General features: G+C 63.6%; 14 protein-coding genes. 7 read left to right on the forward strand and 7 right to left on the reverse strand.

Annotated features, from left to right (window positions below; translation table 11 throughout):
* Positions 1 to 5: 5 nt before the first annotated feature.
* Both FXB38_RS24115 and FXB38_RS24120 read right to left on the reverse strand, forming a co-directional pair.
* Positions 6 to 1,871, reverse strand: coding sequence for an adenine deaminase (locus FXB38_RS24115; RefSeq protein ID WP_187435110.1), 1,866 nt, complete (start codon positions 1,869 to 1,871; stop codon positions 6 to 8).
* An 8-nt stretch (positions 1,872 to 1,879) separates the two neighbouring features.
* A complete protein-coding gene (locus FXB38_RS24120; RefSeq protein WP_148753451.1) occupies positions 1,880 to 2,548 on the reverse strand; it encodes a TetR/AcrR family transcriptional regulator in 669 nt (222 codons plus the stop codon).
* Positions 2,549 to 2,780: 232 nt separating this feature from the next.
* On the opposite strand from FXB38_RS24120, the gene FXB38_RS24125 reads away from it, so the two are divergent.
* Together FXB38_RS24125 and FXB38_RS24130 are read left to right on the forward strand one after the other, a co-directional pair.
* Positions 2,781 to 3,794 carry a formamidase gene (locus FXB38_RS24125; protein WP_148753452.1) on the forward strand — a complete coding sequence of 338 codons (1,014 nt, stop codon included), beginning with the start codon at positions 2,781 to 2,783 and terminating at the stop codon, positions 3,792 to 3,794.
* A gap of 85 nt (positions 3,795 to 3,879) precedes the next feature.
* Positions 3,880 to 5,199 carry a dicarboxylate/amino acid:cation symporter gene (locus FXB38_RS24130; RefSeq protein WP_148753453.1) on the forward strand — a complete coding sequence of 440 codons (1,320 nt, stop codon included), beginning with the start codon at positions 3,880 to 3,882 and terminating at the stop codon, positions 5,197 to 5,199.
* Positions 5,200 to 5,209: 10 nt separating this feature from the next.
* Here the strand turns inward: FXB38_RS24130 and FXB38_RS24135 are convergent, their stop codons facing one another.
* From FXB38_RS24135 to FXB38_RS24155, 5 genes are all read right to left on the reverse strand, one after another.
* A complete protein-coding gene (locus FXB38_RS24135) occupies positions 5,210 to 5,641 on the reverse strand; it encodes a hypothetical protein (protein ID WP_148753454.1) in 432 nt (143 codons plus the stop codon).
* Positions 5,638 to 7,197, reverse strand: coding sequence for a tetratricopeptide repeat-containing sulfotransferase family protein (locus FXB38_RS24140; protein WP_187435111.1), 1,560 nt, complete (start codon positions 7,195 to 7,197; stop codon positions 5,638 to 5,640). Before FXB38_RS24140 ends, FXB38_RS24135 begins: the two co-directional genes overlap by 4 nt.
* Positions 7,198 to 7,286: 89 nt before the next feature.
* Positions 7,287 to 9,344, reverse strand: a complete 2,058-nt coding sequence (locus tag FXB38_RS24145; protein WP_246230089.1) for an alkaline phosphatase family protein — start codon at positions 9,342 to 9,344, stop codon at positions 7,287 to 7,289.
* Between the two features lie 265 nt (positions 9,345 to 9,609).
* Positions 9,610 to 10,983, reverse strand: a complete 1,374-nt coding sequence (locus FXB38_RS24150) for a hypothetical protein (RefSeq protein ID WP_148753457.1) — start codon at positions 10,981 to 10,983, stop codon at positions 9,610 to 9,612.
* Positions 10,984 to 11,080: 97 nt separating this feature from the next.
* Entirely contained in the window at positions 11,081 to 12,340 is a 1,260-nt protein-coding gene (locus FXB38_RS24155; protein WP_187435112.1) for an allantoate amidohydrolase, read from the reverse strand.
* A gap of 403 nt (positions 12,341 to 12,743) precedes the next feature.
* Between FXB38_RS24155 and FXB38_RS24160 the strand changes: the two genes are divergently transcribed.
* Genes FXB38_RS24160 through FXB38_RS24180 form a run of 5 tightly spaced genes read left to right on the forward strand, consistent with a single transcriptional unit; the run spans position 12,744 to position 18,117 of the window.
* Positions 12,744 to 13,856, forward strand: coding sequence for a BMP family ABC transporter substrate-binding protein (locus tag FXB38_RS24160; protein ID WP_148753459.1), 1,113 nt, complete (start codon positions 12,744 to 12,746; stop codon positions 13,854 to 13,856).
* Entirely contained in the window at positions 13,853 to 14,965 is a 1,113-nt protein-coding gene (locus FXB38_RS24165; RefSeq protein WP_148753460.1) for an ABC transporter permease, read from the forward strand. The genes FXB38_RS24160 and FXB38_RS24165 overlap by 4 nt, the downstream gene beginning before the upstream one ends.
* Before the next feature lies 1 nt (position 14,966).
* Complete coding sequence (locus FXB38_RS24170) at positions 14,967 to 15,893, forward strand: ABC transporter permease (protein ID WP_148753461.1); 927 nt, start codon at positions 14,967 to 14,969, stop codon at positions 15,891 to 15,893.
* 11 nt (positions 15,894 to 15,904) lie between these two features.
* Entirely contained in the window at positions 15,905 to 16,588 is a 684-nt protein-coding gene (biuH, locus tag FXB38_RS24175) for a biuret amidohydrolase (protein WP_148753462.1), read from the forward strand.
* On the forward strand, positions 16,585 to 18,117 hold the full coding sequence (locus tag FXB38_RS24180) for an ABC transporter ATP-binding protein (protein ID WP_148753463.1): 1,533 nt from the start codon (positions 16,585 to 16,587) through the stop codon (positions 18,115 to 18,117). Before biuH ends, FXB38_RS24180 begins: the two co-directional genes overlap by 4 nt.
* Positions 18,118 to 18,186: the final 69 nt, after the last annotated feature.

Raw genomic sequence — 18,186 nt, forward strand, 5'->3', positions numbered from 1 at the left:
CTCCCCTACCAGACCACCGGGTGCGCTTCGCCCGTCTGCACATTGATGAAGCCGAGCGGCGCCTGCTCGCACGGCGCCACCAGCACCCAGCTCCAGGGCGCACAGGTCAGCGTCGCAAACATGAGCCTCTCCGGAAATCCCGGATACCAGCGCGGCCGGAACGTCGGCTCGTACATCCAGTCGACCTTGCGACCTTCCGCATAAAGCGCCTGCATCTCGTCATCGAGCGCCTGCGCCGAACGGCAGCTCATCAGCCCGCCGACCTCGAAACGCACGGTGGCAACGAGCTCGCCCTCGCGCACCAGCGCCCAGCCGCCCTGAAGCTCGATCAGCGCGTTGACCGCCTTCGCCATCGCCGCGTCGGACGAGCCGACCACCCAGATGTTGTGCTTGTCGTGCGCCACCGAGCAGGCAACAGCTGTCTCCGGCGTGCGCGGACCACAGCCGCGCCAGAACATCTTTGCGACGCGCCCATCGCCGGAAAAGCGATCGACGATGGCGAATTTGGTGATGGCCTCGCTCTCGTTGCGCTGCACGGCACCGTCACGTACCGGCAGCTCGAGGGTGTAGAATTCGGGATGCCAATGGAAGGGACGGATCACCGCCGCCTTCATCGTGGCACGGCCAGGCTCGGCCGGCAGTTCGAAATCCTGAAGCTTGATCGAACGCTTGATGTTGATCGTCTGCGTTGCCCAATCCGGCCACTGGATTTCGGGCACCTGACCAAGATAGCGCTTGCCCTCGGAGACCTGCGCGCCATCGGCCCACACCTCGGCGATCGCGAGCTTGGCGACGTCCGAGAGCAGCACGACGTCGCCGAAACGCCCCGGGGCCAGACTGCCGACGAACGGCGTGATGCGCATATGCCGCGCCGGGTTGATGGTGAGACACTGGATTGCGATTTCAGGCGCAAGACCGGCTTCGATCGCAACCCGCGCATTGTGATCACTGGCGCCGAGCTCGAGCGTGTGGCTGGCGCTGCGGTCATCGGTGGTGAACGCGATCTGCGACCAGTCCTGCAGACCCTTCGCGAGCAGCCATTTCACGATCTCATCCATCGCGTAGACACGCAGCTCGACGAACAAGCCGCGGGTGAGCTTGTCCCAGGTCTCTTCCGGAGTCTGCACTTCGTGGTCGGAGGCGAGCCCCGCCGCGGCGAAGGCGTTGATGGAAGGCAGGTCCCGCAGGCCGGAGGCGTGGCCTTCGACGACGCCGCGTGCTGCGAAGGTCGCCTCGATCATGCCCCAGAGCCGCTTGTAGGAGGGATTGTCGGGATTCCACACCGCCGGCCAATCCATGACCTCGTCGAGCCCGGTGACCATCAGGCTCTCACCCATGAAGCGAGCCTGCTCGTCGTGGCCATACCAGCCGCCACCCCATTCGTAGGCCGTCGGCGGCACCGCCGATCCAGGCTGCGGAAAGATCTTGAGCGGTGAGCCGCGGCGGCGTGCCTCGAACCAGAATTCGAGATTACGCGCGCCGTTGACGTTGGAGAACTCGTGGCTCGCCTCGCAGGTCCAGGTATTGCCATGGGGCAGCACCAGTGCCGCCTCCCATTCCGGCGTCAGATGCGAGCTTTCGATGTGCTTGTGCACCTCGCCGAAGCCGGGGACGGCCGCAAGATCCGGCCGATGCACGCGCTCGCGGACCTCGCCGGGATAGCTGCCGGCCGGCCCGACCCAGGCAATGCGCCGGCCCTTGAAGACGATCTCCTGATCCTCGCTCCAGGTGCGGCTGTGCACATCGAGCAATCTGCCGACCCGCAAGGAGCGATCGGCCGGGCGCCGGCCGAGCGCCGTCAGCACCAGGTCCTGGCGGATGCGAACCTCGTCGGGCGCGTTGATCAGGAGGTCGTCGGGGATTGCATTCATGGCCTGCCTCACTCTACGCCGGCGCTCTCGCGCGCGGTGGTTCGCTTGCGCGGCGATTTGCCAGCCTTGCCGTTGCGCGCCGCAGCGGCATCGCGCTGACGGACATCCTTCAGAAGGGTCGTGAGCGCCCACTCGACCGTGTCGGCGATCTCGACGCTGGACATGCCAAAGTCCTCACGCATCGCATTCCAGGCCAGCACGTTGTTGAGATAGGACGCGACCGCCTCCGCCTGGCGGACCTCCTTTGCGGGGAGGTGCCGCGCCAGCGGCGCCATCGCCTTGCGATGCTGCTCGATCAGGTGCCGCCGGAAGCCGGCACGCACCCGGCGGCCGGCCCGCGTCATCGCAATGGCACGCGCCAGATGCGGATGACGGTCGAACCGCTTGCACAGCTTGCGGAAAATCTCCGGCAGCTCGTCGGGCGAGGTGAAGGGAATATAGCTGAAGACGTTGTCCTCGATCCACTCGCCGGCCGCCGCAAATAGCTCAGCGCGGGTCTTGAAGTGCCGGTAGATGGTACGCTCGGCCACTTTTGCGCGCTTGGCGACCGCGGCCATGGAAATGTCGTCCGCCGCCTCGTCCTCCAGCGTCTCGACAAAAGCCGCGACGATGCGCTGCCGCGTCATCTCGGCATATTCGTCGCGGAGGCTGACGACATGTCGCTTTGCTGTACTCATGTCATAAGTCTGACATCAGGCGGATTGGAGGGTCAAGCCGAGACTTGAGGCACACGCCGCCGCGACAATGGGCGTCGGCATGCTCTGGGGCCGGGCGGCCCATGCGGGCACGGCTATGCCTGCCGCCTGAAAAATGGACTTTTGCGCGCTGCCAAAATCGGATCTGCTCTGCCGAGAACTGCGCGCAACGGCGTCGCGCGGACGGCAAGGAAGCCGACGGAGGGAGCTGATCATGAACGGGCTTGGCGGGTTGAACAAATCGCCTGAGGGCGTGGTCATCGGACTGGTTCAATTGCAATTGCCGGTCGTCGTGACCAAGGCCGATCTCGCCAAGCAGACCGAGCGCATCGTCTGGATGGTCGGCAAGGCGCGCCGCAATCTCTCCACCATGGATATGGTGGTGTTTCCCGAATACTCGCTGCACGGCCTCTCGATGGACACCAATCCCGAGATCATGTGCCGGCTCGACGGGCCCGAGGTCGCGGCATTCAAGAAGGCCTGCATCGACAACAAGATCTGGGGCTGCTTCTCCATCATGGAGTTCAACCCGCATGGTAACCCCTACAATTCGGGCCTGATCATCGACGACCACGGCGAGATCAAGCTCTATTACCGAAAACTCCATCCCTGGATTCCGGTCGAGCCGTGGGAGCCGGGCGATATCGGCATTCCCGTGATCGAGGGACCGAACGGCGCGAAGATCGCGCTCATCATCTGCCATGACGGCATGTTCCCGGAGATGGCGCGCGAATGCGCCTATAAGGGCGCTGAGATCATGATCCGGATCGCCGGCTACACTGCGCCGATCCGCGAGGCTTGGCGCTTCACCAACCAGGCCAATTCGTTCCAGAACTTGATGGTGACGGCCAACGTCTGCATGTGCGGCTCGGACGGCTCGTTCGATTCCATGGGCGAAGGCATGATCGTCAATTTCGACGGCACCATGCTGGCCCACGGCACCAATGGCCGGGCGGACGAGATCATCACAGCAGAAGTGCGACCCGATCTCGTGCGCGAGGCCCGCATCAACTGGGGCGTCGAAAACAACATCTACCAGATCTGGCACCGCGGCTATGTCGCGGTGAAGGGCGGCGCAATGGACTGCCCCTACACCTTCATGCAGGACATGGTCGCGGGCACCTACCGGCTGCCATGGGAAGATCAGGTAAAGATCACCGACGGCAGCTCCTGCGGGTTCCCGACCCCGAGCCGGATGTACGGCAAGACGGCGAAAGCGGCCGAATAGCCCGCTTTCTGCAAAAGACGCGACATTCTGGCACGGTTGTTGCTCCTATTAACGATCAAGACGTCGTTGAAACGGGGGATTTGTCATGTCGACCATTGCCGCGGCCCCGGCCGCAGAGCGCAAGCCACTTTACGCCTCGCTGTTCGTCCAGGTTCTGGCGGCGCTGATCCTGGGCATCATCCTCGGCGTGGTCGCCCCGGACTTCGCCATCAGCCTCAAGATCCTCAGCGACGCCTTCCTGAAGCTGATCTCGATGATCGTGGCGCCGATCGTGTTCTGCGTCGTCGTGCACGGCATTGCCGGCGCCGGCGATCTCAAGAAGGTCGGGCGGGTCGGCGTCAAGGCGTTGCTCTATTTCGAGGTGATGACCACCGTGGCGCTCGTTGTCGGGCTCATCCTCGCCTACCTCTTCGGTCCCGGCCATGGCATGAACATCGATCCCTCGACGCTCGATGCCAAGGCGCTCAACACCTATGCCGACAACGCCCACAAGCTGCAAGGCGCCGGCATCGGCTCCTTCCTGCTCAACGTGATTCCCAGCACGTCGTTCGACGCGCTGTCACGCAACGACGTGCTTCAGGTGCTGTTCTTCGCGGTGCTGTTTGGCGTCGGCCTCGCGCTGGTCGGTGGAGAAAAGGGCAAGCTCGTCACGTCGATTATCGACGCGGCGTCAACCGTGCTGTTCCGCGTCATGGGGCTGATCGTCCGCGTCGCCCCGCTCGGCGTGCTGGGCGCGGTCGCCTACACGGTCGGCAAATATGGCGTCGGCTCGCTGAAGCAGCTGGTCTCGCTGGTGATGCTGTTCTACGTCTCGGTCGGCATCTTCGTCCTCGGCGTGCTCGGCAGCGTGATGGCACTCGCCGGCATCAACATCCTCAAGTTCCTCTCCTACCTGCGCGAGGAGCTGACCATCGTGCTCGCGACCGCCTCCTCCGACGCGGTGCTTCCTCAGATCATGAAGAAGCTGGAGCGGATGGGGGTGAAGGATTCCGTCGTCGGCCTCGTCATTCCGACCGGCTATTCCTTCAACCTCGACGCCTTCTCGATCTACCTGACGCTTGCCGTCGTCTTCATCGCGCAGGCCACCAACACGCCACTGTCGTTCGGCGATCTTCTGCTGGTGTTGGGCGTCTCCCTGATCACGTCAAAGGGCGCGCATGGCGTACCGGGCTCGGCGATCGTGATCCTGGCCGCGACGCTGAACGCAGTGCCGAGCATTCCGGCGATCGGCCTCGTGCTGGTGCTGTCGGTCGACTGGTTCATCGGCATGGCCCGCGCAGTCGGCAACCTCATCGGCAATTGCGTTGCGACGGTCGTCGTGGCCGCCTGGGAAGGCGACCTCGACCGCGCCAAGGCAACCAAGGTTCTCGGGGGCGGCGAGCTCGTCGACGTGACCGAGGGCTAGGCCGCGGCGCTTAGCGCAGGTGCCCACGCTCAAAATGGCTGCGCTCCGCTGCTGTTAGCGGGGGCCTGGCCGCATTCGCCGGCGTCACCGCAGCGACCACGGCGGTGCTGGATCGCTGCGGCGCCAGCACCAGCACGTCGACGCCCTCAGCGGTGACCTGCATCGCATAATCATGGCCGCTGAGGAGCCGAGCCACCACCCGCCGCAGTGGTCCATCGAAGACCCCCGTGGTCTGCGTATCGAGCGCATCGATGGTGCGATAACGCAGATTGAAGTGCTCCTGCAGCGCCGCCAGCACATCTTGGAGCGAAGCGTCGTGGACTTCGAGGTGCACGGCCTCCGGCCCACCTGCGACCTTCACTTCGGCCGACGCAGCTTGACCGAAGGCCAGGAGAACGGCAGACGCGATCACGAGGAGCAGCGATGGTCGCAGCGTTGTCATGCCAGCTCCGCCTCCGGAATCTCGCGCGCCAGGCGCTCGCGCAGCGGTTTCAGCCGATCGGCATGGTGACGCCATTTGCCGACCGAGGAGGCGTAGACCGGTCGGCGCACCTGTACGGCACTGGCTGTTGCCGATGGCGCCGGGCTTTCATGAAAGCGCATCACCCCATCTTCCCAGGGCAGCCCGAGAAAGCGGATGATGTGCTGGCTTGCCGCCGTCTGATCCCGCACAATATCCTCGTAGTTGATTTCCATGAGCACATCCGGCGGCAGCACAGCGCGCCAGTGCCGCGACAGACGGCGGTACGCCAGATAATACTCCGCAAGCTCGGTCTGCTGATATGAGAACGAGAACTTGCCGCGGAAGTGCGCCTTGTAGATCGCCCAGCACGAATCGATCGGATGCCGTTGCACGAGGATGATCTTCGCGGACGGAAGCGCCGCGTGAATGAGGCCACAATAAAGGTAGTTCTCCAGCGTTTTGTCGATGAAACGCACATTGACCGGCACGCGAAGCGCCGCGGCTGAATCCAGATAGCGCCTGCCGATGCCTTCGGGGTCGCGGCCGCCCGGACGCTTCGTAATCGCGCGGCGCATCTCAGCCGCGAACGCGCCGGTCTCGCCTGCGGAATCCATCGCCGAGTGGCTCGCGATGATTCGCTCCACCAGCGTCGTGCCGGTGCGCGGCAGGCCGGTGACGAAGACGGGCGCAGCGTCGGCATAGCCGCTCGGCGCTGCATCGATCCAGCATCGCGTGTGCGCCTGGATGATGGCATCGATCTCGGCAATTTCGGCGGCCGGATCACGGGGAAGCGATCGACGCTGCAAATCGCAGCCCGCCTTGACATGATCGAAGGCGCGCCCCCAGAGCTCGACGTCCTCGTATTCCTTGCCGAGCGCAAAACGGAGCATGATTTCGCTCGAGGCGGACAAACCTCCCTCACCGATCAGCGCTTCCATCTCGTCGATATGATTGTGATTGGAGCTCTGAATACGCAGGTCCGATCGCAAATAGTGCGCAAGGCCGTAATGGCGGTCGCAGGCAACGGCCGCATCGCAATGCGCTTCGGCATCGCCGAGTGCGCCGATCATCCGCTCGGCAGCAGCCAGGTTGAAGAGATATTGCGGCACGCCCGGCCGCCCGAGGACGGCGCGACGAAAGAGCTCTCTTGCCCGCTGCTGTAGCCCGAGCAGACCAAACATCGCGCCAACCGCATCGAGCGCATCCGGCGTATCGTCGAGATGCCGTGCCGCGACGTCCGTCGCCGCACAGGCCTGACGTGTCTCGCCGGTCATGAACAGGCATTTCGCGCGCAATACCAGCGCAATCGGATTCGTCGGCGCCAGTGCGACGGTACGATCGGCGCTGACGGCTGCTGCATCGTGCCGGCCTCGCAGCAGCGCAGTTTCTGTCAGCAATGCCCAGGCACGCCACTCGGAAGGATTCCGTCCGAGAATGCCCGCGCAAATCTGCTCGGCGACATCCAGTTTGCCTCCGGCAAACGCATCGCGCGCCGCATCGATCGAAGCGGCGCTTCCTGAGGGCGCAACATTCACGCAAAGTGCTCCATGCAACGACGAGTGATGAAATCGACCCGGTGGCAAGTCAGCCTCCGGGTCGACAAGTCTAAGATTATGAGTTGTGATCACTCATCGTCACGATCATCGTCGCGACGATCGGCGAAATTGAAATTGCCGAAGAGATCGCCGATCGCAGGCCGGTTGACGGGAACGTAGGGATTGTCATCCGAGGCTACAGGGTTGGGCAACGTGTCGCGCGTCTTGGGCCCGAGCGGCTTGAGATGCCAGTTGCGCTCAACGAACTTGGTGATGGAGACGTGATCGCCATATTCATGCGACACGTGTCCGCCGCGCGAATATTTCGACACGACCAGCAACGGAATCCGTGTGCCGTCGCCGAAGAAGTCGACCGGCTGGATATAGCCGGAATCGTAGTAGCCGCCGCCTTCGTCCATGGTGATGACGATGGCGGTCGACTTCCACAGTTCCTTGTGTGACTTCACCTTGTCGACGATGTTCTTGGTGAACGCCTCGAAAATATCCACACGCGACGACGACGGATGACCGTCGTTGAAAGTGCTCGGCTTGACGAACGAAACGGCCGGAAGATTACCGTCCGCGATGGCGTCGTAGAAATCGAGTGTGTCCTTCATATGCGCATTGCGCTGTGCCGCATTGGTCATGACCGAGGCGGAGAACAGGAACGGATTGCAGATGTTGCAATAGAGATAGGCGACCGGGTCCAGCGCGCCGAAATTGGTGCCTTCTCCGGGGGCGGTCTTGAAGTCATTCCAACGCTCGCCGAAATAGGCCCAGGAGACATCGGCCTGGGTCAGCGCATCGCCGATATGCCGCTGCTTGATGACAGGCGGCAAGGTGAACGGACCGTTGTTGATCGGGTCGGTGGCGCCGCTGCCGATATAGGCCGGAACGTAGTTGTTCAGGAGATAATAGGCGTTAGGCGCACAACGCGGCGACACATGGATGGCGTTGAGGTAGGTGACGACGGCGCCAACGCCGGGCTGGCTCGGATCGGCGCAGTTCGAATAGCTGCCACCGCCATAGCCGTCGTTGAGATACCAGTTGTTCGTGCCAGGCGCCGGGTTGGGATTCTCGACCTCGTTGACATATTGCGGCGGATTGGAACCGGGGACCAGGACGTGGTCGGGCTTAGCGGGATCGCCCTTGTCGTCGGCATAATAGAGAGCATCGGCGTAGCCTATCATCATGTGATTGGCGAACGTGCCACCCATTACGCTCTGATGGAAATTGTCGTTGAGCGTGTACTTGCGCGCAAGCTCGGTCAGATAAGGCGCGTCGCCTCTGGCGACGTTGTAGAAGCCGAGCGCGATCGCACCTTCCTTCAGCGCGTGTGGGGTCGGATTGCCGTTGCTCCCCGAGGAGACGCTCGATTCCACAAAGGTGAAGAGATCGGCCTGGCAGCCGCTCGGATTATGGTGCGTGGCCTTGGCGACGTCGCAGTCTAGCTCTTGCCACATCTGGTAGAACCGGTGCACCGGGCTGCCGCCGTAGGTCTTGTAAAGGCTGGTGGGAGTTTCGCCGGCCTGCGCCAGTGTCACCAGCGGATAGGCACCATTTGGCAGATTGTCGAAATCCAGGACGCGCGAGTCCGGCGAATTGCCGGGCAGACCGGTCGCGCCAGTCGTCAGCAGCGGCAGGTCCTGCTTACTGAGGCCATAGTCGGCCTGCGCCGCGACTTGCAGAGTAGCGAGACATCCCGGACCATTGAGCGCGGCCTGATCGACGGATGTGTAGCAGGATTGCGGCGCGTAGGAGGTTCCCGGCGCCTGAACTTTGTTGGTCGTGTTGTTGTAAGGGGCCTTCTGGCCGGGGTTGATGGAGTAGGTGTTGTTGACCACGGCGGAGAATTGCGCCGACTTGGCGTAGTTCGGTCCGGGCAAGCCATCCTTGGTGATGATGCCCTTGGAAAGGAGGTTGTCGACACGCTCGCCCGGGCGGTGCGGTTCATAGGTCGCGAAGACGTGGTCGAAGGTACGGTTTTCGCCGAGGATGACGATCACATGCTTGATCGGCGACTCGGTCCGATCGCCGTTCCTGTTGCTCCCCCCGAGCGAATTGGCGTCGGCCGCATAAACGTCATATCCCATCAGCGACAGGATCGCGGCGGTGACCACGGTGCGATCGCGTAGACGTCGTGTCATTCTCGAAAGCATTGCACACCCTTTGTTCTTTTCTGAAGGCTGAAAGATTGTTTCAGTGCACTTCAAGCTAGGGGGCGCACTTGTCAGAAGTGCTGCGCGAGGATGTCACTTGGATTACGCGATTATGACAACGTGCAGAGACACGTTGTCGCAACTGGCCGTCGCTTATGAATTGCTGCCAATGGCTTGCCGGCGATCTCACCCGAGGTTCGATCGCATGAAGGGCCCGGAGCGAGCGGGAAACCGCAAACTCGTTGAGGCGCCTTCAATCATTCCAATGGAGCAAGGGCGTTCCGAACGCCCGGCTCCAGACGGACAGGAAACGCGGAAACCAGGAATGGGCCACCGCGCCTTTGTAGGCCCAGGTGCGATATTTCAGGCCCTGCTCGGAGATCAGCTCTTGATAACCGCCGTGGACTTCGGTCGCGGTGCGAATGTCCTTCAATATCCCTTGCGCGCAGGCGCGGTAGGTCTCGGTCCCCGCGAATTCGTCAAAGTCCAGCATACGGTCCGCGAACTCGACGTTGAACGTCGGCCAGGACGAACGCCCCTGATAGGCCGGCGCCGCGATCTTGTGGATCATCTTGTTCCGCGGATTATCCGCCGACACCAGGAAGTGGAACGTGCTGGGGATGCGGAAACGCGGCTCGGCAATGATCAAATCCGTCGTGGCCGCAAACAACGCGCGTTCGCTGGCATCGCTCATGTCCCAGAAGCCGCGATGCACGCTGACGAAATCCAGCGCGACCAGGAACACCGGCGTGCCAGCCGTTCCATCCAGCGAATGCCTGATATAGCCGTCCTTGCCGAACAGCCGGAGCAGGTCCCGCTTATACTGCCCGAGGTCGCGCCCAAGCAGCCGCTTCAGCTCGCTCTCGTCGACCACACCGAGCTGCACGCCCCACATGAAGGTCGTGTAGACGCAGGCATTGGTGACAAAACGCCGGCGCTCGGCGCGGGTGTCCGTTGCCGCAGAGCGAGGCCCGCTGGCATCGCACAGCAAATATCCGGCGCCGTCAGCCTCGAACGGCTCGAGCTCGCTTGCGAGCTTCAGGATCGCGCGCTTCAGATCGCCGCCGTGTTCGGCCAGCAACAGTCCACCGGCATGCGCGCATTGCGACATCGCCAGATAGGACGACGCCCGCTCCTCGGCGGAGAGCATCTGCCGGAGGCCAGCGAGAATGCCGAGCAGCGTGTCCGAAGGACGCGAGAAATAGTTCACGCCGAGATACCGGCCGCGTCCCGCCGGAACGATGGTCGTGGTGACGACGTCGGCGCGAACCGCCTCCAGCAGCAGGCGCACGCTCTTTTCGAGCAGGCGCGCCCGGCGCACGGCGTCCTGCGCATCCATGATGGTCTCGGGGTCGAGGACGTCGGGATAAAACCAGGCAAAGTCGCGCGGGTAATAGGCTGAGGCGTGCGGTGCGCCCGTGACGAGGAACGCCTCGGTCACCGAGAAGGCGCTGTCCATCGAGTGCCGGTAAAGGTCCTCGATGACTGACAAGGAATGATGCGACTGTCTCAGGAAGCGATCACCGAGAAAATTGACCGCCTGGAGCGCATTCGCGACAAAGGTCGCGGCCATGCCCTGGTAAAACCGGTTCTCTCGATGGGATGAAAGGGAAATATCGCTGTTCATCTGTGTAGGTCGGCCGATGTCTGGTGATCCCGGAGCTGGGCAGTCGCTATTCTAGCCCTGCCTGATTCGTATCTCTACCCGGTGACTTGCGGGGGGCTTAGCCCACTCGCGGCCTGAAATTCTCGACCACCCGCAGCAGCACCCGTGCGCCGGCGTCGGCGTCGGCGAGCTCGACATGCTCGTCCGGATGATGGCTGATGCCGCCGCGGCAGCGGACGAAGATCATGCCGACATCAGCGATATCGATCATCGCCATGCCGTCGTGCCCTGCTCCACTCGGCAGCTCGAATGCGGAAAAACCTTCGGCGGCGATCGCCTGTGCGATCTGATCCTTCAGCCAGGGCGCGCAAGGTGCGGTGCGGTTCTCATGGGTGACGTCGAGCTGAAGCGCCAGCTGCCGGCGCCTTGCGATCGCTTCGATCTGGCGGACGACGTCGGCGACCGCGCGCTTGCGATGCATGTCGGTCGGCGCGCGCATGTCGATGGTGAAGGATACTTCGCCCGGAATGACATTGGTCGCGCCGGGCCTCGCCTGGATATAGCCGACGGTACCAACCAGGCCCCCCTCGTCGGTCCGGCAAAACTGCTCGATCGCGCCAATGCATTCGGCAGCACCACTGAGCGCGTCACGGCGCAGCGCCATTGGCACGGTGCCGGCATGCCCAGCCATGCCGGTGAGCCGGGCCGCCAGCCGCGTCGCACCCGCGATCGCGGTCACGACGCCGACAGGGAGATTGCGGGCTTCGAGCACCGGCCCCTGCTCGATGTGCAATTCAAGATAGGCCAGCAGCTCGCGCCGCGCGCGCGCGGCCGCGCCGATATGGTCAGGGTCGAGGCCAAATTTGACGAGCGCGTCGCGCATCGAGACGCCGTCGCGGTCGCGCGTATTCAGGACGCTCTCGTCGAACGTGCCGGCGACCGCACGGCTGCCGAGCAGGGTCGAGGCGAAGCGCACGCCTTCCTCGTCGGCAAAGCCGACCACCTCGATCGCAAACGGAAGGCGCGTGCCGCGCCGGTTGAGCTCGGCGACGCAGGCGATCGCCGTGATCACGCCCAGCGGCCCATCCCATTTGCCGGCGTCACGTACCGTGTCGTAATGCGAGCCGAGCATCAGGCAGGGCGCCCCCGGCCGCTCGCCGTCGTAGCGGCCGCAGACATTGCCGATCGCATCGAGATGCGCGCTCATGCCGGCCTCACGCATCCAGCCAAGGATGAGGTCCGAGGCCGTGCGCAGTTCCTTCGTGAGATAGATGCGGGTGAGCTTGCCGTCTTCTTCCGAGATCGCCGCGAGCTCGTTGATCCGGCGCACGATCTCCTCGCCGAGCGATGCATGTTCAACGGCAGTCACGGCAGCCATCTCGGTCAAGCTTTCCATTCTGGAGACCGCGCCGCGGTCGCAACCCCAATCGATACAAGTTCGGTGCCAGCGAATTCAGGCCGCCGGCGCCGCTTCAAGTCAGCGCGTGGTTAGCATGAATGCGGGTGGTCGGCCGACCGCCCCGGTGCCCTCATGTACATGCGAGTGCGGGTTAAGACTGCTTAACTACCTTGCATACAATCGAACAATACTGCTCATAATTTAATCTGCCGGTTTCCTGACCAGGATTTCAGCAGCAGATATATCTTATAGTTTTCAATTGCCTAAATCGAAATGCCCGCTCCAGAGCCTCTGGCACGAAGCTTGCGACATTCGGTTCCGGGCTACGCCAGACCGGCGCAGCCGCGAGATTAGGGCGGTCCAGCCGCCAAGGGAGCAAGCAATGGATTTTGGCAGGATTTCACGACGTCACTTGTTGCAGGGCGGTGCCGCCCTCACCCTCGGCGCGGCGGCTGGCGCCCGCCCGGCCTTCGCGGCCGACACGACCATCGGCTTCATCTATGTCGGCTCGCGCGACGACTACGGCTACAACCAGGCCCACGCACAGGGCGCGGCGGCGCTGAAGAAGATTCCCGGACTGAAGGTTGTCGAGGAAGAGAAGGTGCCGGAGACCGACGCGGTCGAGAAGACGATCGAGTCCATGATCAATCTCGATGGCGCCACCCTGCTCTTCCCGACATCGTTCGGTTACTACAATCCGCACATGATCAAGATGGCCAACAAGTTCCCGAAGCTGCGCTTCGAGCATTGCGGCGGCCTCTGGACCGACAAGGACCCGAAGAACGCCGGCAGCTATTTCGGCTATATCGACGAAGCCCAGTACATCTCCGGCATCGTCGCCGGCTACACCTCCAAGAGCGGCAAGCTCGGCTTCGTCGCTGCGAAACCGATCCCGCAGGTGCTGCGCAACATCAACGCCTTCGCTCTCGGTGCGAAACTCGCCAATCCGAAGGCCACGACGCAGGTGATCTTCACCGGTGACTGGTCGATGCCGGTCAAGGAAGCCGAGGCCACCAACAGCCTGATCGACCAGGGCGTCGATGTTCTCACCTGCCACGTCGACGGCCCCAAGACCATGGTCGAGAACGCCGCCCGCCGCGGCGCCTTCGTCTGCGGCTATCACACCAACCAGTCGCCGCTTGCGCCGAAGGCGTATCTGACCGGCGCGGAATGGAATTGGGAAGCGCTCTATCCGAAGTTTGTGAAGATGATCGCCGCCGGCGAGAGCATTGCGAACTTCTACCGCGGCGGCCTCAAGGAGGAGATCGTCAAGACCTCGCCCTATGGCGAAGCAGTCTCTGCCGAGGCGCGCAAGCACGCCGACGAGGTCAAGGCAAAATTCCTCTCGGCCGGAGGCTACGCCATCTTCAAGGGTGGGCTGGTCGACAACAAGGGCAAGACGGTGATCGCGGCCGGCACCGATCGCGGCCAGAAGGATCCCGAGCTCGAGAAGATGGACTACCTCGTCGAGGGCGTGATCGGAGCGACTTCGTGACAGCAGAAGCGGCAGATTCTGCCGAGGCGGTCGGGACAATTGCCCCGGCCGCCAACCCGGGGTTTCTCCAACGCCACGGCCGCACGATCGAATATATCCTGATCCCGGGCGCGGCGCTTGCCGGCGCGCTCGTGGTTTTCGGCATCTTCGTCATGCTGTTCGGCAAGAACCCGCTCGACCTCTATTTCTACATGTACTACGGCGCCTTCGGCACCTGGTTCTCCTGGCAGAACACGCTGACGCGTGCTGCGCCCCTGATCCTCACCGCGCTCTGCACGGCGCTGCCGGCGCAACTCGGCATGGTCATCATCGGCGGCGAAGGCGCATTGCTGATCGGCGCGCTGTCGGCGACGAGCGCGGCGCTCGCACTCCAGGGCATGCCGCCACTCGTCATCCAGATCGCCATGGTCTGCGCCGGCGTCATCGGCGGCGGCTTGTGGATCATGTTGGCGGGCGCGCTACGCCAATATCGCGGCGTCAACGAAACGATCTCGAGCCTGCTGCTGGTCTACATCGCGCTCGCGATCCTCAACCATCTCGTCGAAGGCGCGATGCGCGACCCCGCGAGCCTCAACAAGCCGTCAACCCGCGAGATCGGCGCCGCCAACATGATCGGCTCGATCCCCGGCACCGACGTGCATTGGGGCCTGGTCTTCGGCCTGATCGCCGCGATCGCGGCTTACATCCTGATCTATCACACCGTGTTCGGCTTCGCCGCGCGCGTGGCAGGCGGCAATATCCGCGCCGCCAAGATCGTCGGCCTCGGCGTCAGCAAGCTCATCCTGACCATCTGCTTCCTCGCCGGCGGTGCCGCTGGACTTGCCGGCATGGTCGAGGTTGCGGCCGTGCAGGGCCGTACCAACGCCAATCTCGCCGCCGGCTATGGCTTCACCGGCATTCTGGTTGCCTTCCTGGCGCGGCAAAATCCGCTTGCGATCATTCCTGTCGCGATCCTGCTCGGCGGCATCAGCGCCAGCGGCGGCCTGCTGCAACGCCGCCTCGGACTGCCCGACGCGTCCGTCCAGGTACTCCAGGGCATCATCTTCGTCTTCGTGCTCGCCAGCGATGCGCTCTACGGCCGCATCGGTTTCCTGAAGGGAAAATCCTGAGATGGCAGACGGATCGATCGGACTCTGGACCGTCCCGCTCGCCGTGCTCGGCGGCGCCATCCGCGTCTCCACGCCCTTCCTGTTCGTGAGCCTGGGCGAATGCATCACCGAGCGTTCGGGGCGCATCAATCTCGGCCTTGAAGGCACGCTGGTGATGGGCGCAATGAGCGCCTATGGCATTTCGTATCTCACGGGATCGCCGTGGTTAGGGGTGCTTGCCGCCGGCGTCACCGGCGCCCTTCTGGGCGCGCTGCATGCCGGTATCTGCTCGCTGCCGCGCGTCAACGACGTCGCGGTCGGCATCGCCCTGATGCTGTTCGGCACCGGCCTCGCCTTCTATCTCGGCAAGCCGTTGATCGAACCGACCGCGCCGCGCCTGCCCGCGATCGATTTCGGCTGGTGGAGCGACATCCCGCAGCTCCGCGCCGCGCTGCGCGTCAATGTCCTGTTCCTGATCGGCGTCGCGCTGGCACCGATCCTCTATTGGGCCTTCCGCACCACGCGCTGGGGCTTGCTCATCCGCACTGCGGGCGAGAGCTCGGACGCCGCGCGTGCAATGGGCCACTCCGTGCTCCTGATCCGCCTGCGCGCGACCATGGTCGGCGGCTTCCTCGCCGGCATCGGCGGCTCCTTCCTGTCGCTGTTCTATCCCGGGAGCTGGAACGAGGGCCTCTCCTCGGGCCAAGGCATCACCGCGGTGGCGCTCGTGATCTTCGCGCGCTGGGATCCTCTGCTCTGCCTCTGGGCCTCGCTCGCCTTCGGCGGCGCCGCGGCGCTCGGACCGGCACTGCAATCGGTCGGCGTTACCTCCGGCTATCACCTCTTCAACGCCGCGCCCTACATCCTGACGCTGGCGATCATGATCATCACCTGCTCGCCGAAACGCACGCTGACCGGAGCCCCGGCCGAATTGTCGATCACCCGCTAGAGAGCAAAACCATGCCCGAGCGCTATATTAAGTCGGAGCCCTACGCCTGGCCTTACAATGGTGATCTCCGTCCCGAGAACACGGCGCTCATTATCATCGACATGCAGACCGATTTCTGTGGCATCGGCGGCTATGTCGACAAGATGGGCTATGATCTGTCGCTGACGCGAGCGCCGATCGAGCCGATAAAGAAGTTGCTCGCCGCCATGCGGAGCCAAGGCTTTCACATCATCCATACCCGCGAAGGCCATCGCCCAGATCTCTCCGATCTTCCCGCCAACAAGCGCTGGCGCTCGCGCCAGATCGGCGCCGGCATCGGTGATCCCGGTCCCTGTGGCCGCATCCTGGTGCGCGGTGAGCCCGGCTGGGACATCATCGAAGAGCTCGCGCCGTTGCCGGGCGAGCCGATCATCGACAAGCCCGGCAAAGGCTCGTTCTGCGCCACCGACCTGGAGCTGATCCTGCGTGTGCGCGGCATCGAGAACATCGTCCTCACAGGCATCACCACCGATGTCTGCGTCCACACCACCATGCGCGAGGCCAACGACCGCGGCTTCGAATGCGTGCTGCTGCATGATTGCTGCGGCGCGACCGACAAGAGCAACCACAACCATGCGCTGAAGATGATCAAGATGCAGGGCGGCGTGTTCGGCGCCGTCTCAACATCGGATGCTTTCATCGGAGCGATTTCGTGATCATCGGCGAAGCGCCTCCGCCCTCCGGCGCCTTCGGCCTCGACGCCATCGCCATGACCATGCGCTTTGGCGAATTCGTTGCGCTGGACAATGTCGAGCTGAAGGTGCGGCCCGGCTCGTTCCATGCGTTGCTCGGCGAGAACGGCGCCGGCAAGTCGACCCTCGTCAAATGCATCATGGGCTATTACCACGCGACCGAAGGCGACATCCTCGTCGGCGGCCGCGAGCAGGCGATCGCCAATCCGAAGGACGCGCATGCGCTCGGCCTCGGCATGGTCTACCAGCATTTTACACTGGTGCCGGCCATGACGGTTGCCGAAAACCTCGTGCTGGCGCGCGACAATGTGCCGGCCGTGGTCGATTGGTCGAAGGAGATGAAGGAGCTCGAGGCGTTCCTGGCGCGGATGCCCTTCAAGGTGCCGCTCTCGGCAAAAGTTTCCGATATCTCGGCCGGCGAGCGGCAGAAATGCGAGATCCTGAAGCAGCTTTACCTAAAGCGCCGCTTCCTGATCCTGGATGAGCCGACCTCGGTGCTGACGCCGGCCGAAGCCGACGAGGTGCTCGGCATGCTCCGCGACATGGTCGTCAAGGGCGAGCTCACCATCCTGATGATCACACACAAGTTCCGCGAGGTCATGGCCTTCGCCGATGAGGTCACAATCCTGCGCCGCGGCAAGCTCGCCGGTGCCGGCAAGGTCGCCGAGCTGACGCCGGACGCGATGGCGCGCACCATGATCGGCGCAGAGGAGTTGACCGTGCAGCCGCCGCGGACCGGCGAAGCCGGACAGGCGCGGTTGGAGCTGGCAAAAGTCCGCGCGCTCGACGATGCCGGCGCCATCGCCGTGCATGACGTTTCCCTCACCGTGCGTGCCGGCGAGATCGTCGGCATCGCCGGCGTCTCCGGCAACGGCCAGCGCCAGCTGGTCGAAGTCCTGGCCGGCCAGCGCGAAGCGGAGGGCGGTGAAATCCGCGTCGCAGGCGATCCCTATCACGCCAGCCGCGAAGAGATGCGGCGCCACAGGATGTCGCTTCTGCCCGAAGAGCCGCTGAAGAACGCGTGCGTCGGCGGCATGAGCGTTGCGGACAACATCGCCTTCCGCGAGTTCGACCGCGCACCCTTCGCCAGCGGCGGCTGGTGGCTCAACCGCGGCGCCTTCCGCGACGACGCGAAGAAGAAGATTGGGCAGTACAAGATCAAGACCCGCACCCCGGATACGCCGATCTCGGCGCTGTCGGGCGGCAATGTCCAGCGTGCCGTGCTCGCCCGCGAACTTGCGGGCGATGTCGAGGTGCTGATCGCGGCCAATCCCTGCTTCGGCCTCGATTTCGCTGCCGTGGCGCAAATCCACGCCGAGATCATGGCGGCGCGCAACCGCGGCGCCGCAGTGCTGCTGGTCAGCGAGGATCTCGACGAATTGCTAGAACTTTCCGACAGGCTGGTGGTGATGTTCCACGGCGAATTCGTGTATGAAGCACGGACCAGCGAAGCCGATCTCACCGAGGTCGGCCGGCACATGGCGGGGCACTGACTAATCGTTTGAGCATGATCTTTTCGGAAAACCGCTGCACACTTTTCCGGATCACCCTCTAGGGGCATC

Origin of the sequence: Bradyrhizobium cytisi, assembly GCF_008123515.1 — a bacterium.
GTDB lineage: Bacteria > Pseudomonadota > Alphaproteobacteria > Rhizobiales > Xanthobacteraceae > Bradyrhizobium > Bradyrhizobium cytisi.

Coding starts and splice junctions, on each gene's coding strand:
- FXB38_RS24115 (WP_187435110.1), bottom strand. CDS start 1,871: ATGAATGCAATCCCCGACGACCTCCTGATCAACGCGCCCGACGAGGTT.
- FXB38_RS24120 (WP_148753451.1), bottom strand. CDS start 2,548: ATGAGTACAGCAAAGCGACATGTCGTCAGCCTCCGCGACGAATATGCC.
- FXB38_RS24125 (WP_148753452.1), top strand. CDS start 2,781: ATGAACGGGCTTGGCGGGTTGAACAAATCGCCTGAGGGCGTGGTCATC.
- FXB38_RS24130 (WP_148753453.1), top strand. CDS start 3,880: ATGTCGACCATTGCCGCGGCCCCGGCCGCAGAGCGCAAGCCACTTTAC.
- FXB38_RS24135 (WP_148753454.1), bottom strand. CDS start 5,641: ATGACAACGCTGCGACCATCGCTGCTCCTCGTGATCGCGTCTGCCGTT.
- FXB38_RS24145 (WP_246230089.1), bottom strand. CDS start 9,344: ATGACACGACGTCTACGCGATCGCACCGTGGTCACCGCCGCGATCCTG.
- FXB38_RS24150 (WP_148753457.1), bottom strand. CDS start 10,983: ATGAACAGCGATATTTCCCTTTCATCCCATCGAGAGAACCGGTTTTAC.
- FXB38_RS24155 (WP_187435112.1), bottom strand. CDS start 12,340: ATGGCTGCCGTGACTGCCGTTGAACATGCATCGCTCGGCGAGGAGATC.
- FXB38_RS24160 (WP_148753459.1), top strand. CDS start 12,744: ATGGATTTTGGCAGGATTTCACGACGTCACTTGTTGCAGGGCGGTGCC.
- FXB38_RS24170 (WP_148753461.1), top strand. CDS start 14,967: ATGGCAGACGGATCGATCGGACTCTGGACCGTCCCGCTCGCCGTGCTC.
- biuH (WP_148753462.1), top strand. CDS start 15,905: ATGCCCGAGCGCTATATTAAGTCGGAGCCCTACGCCTGGCCTTACAAT.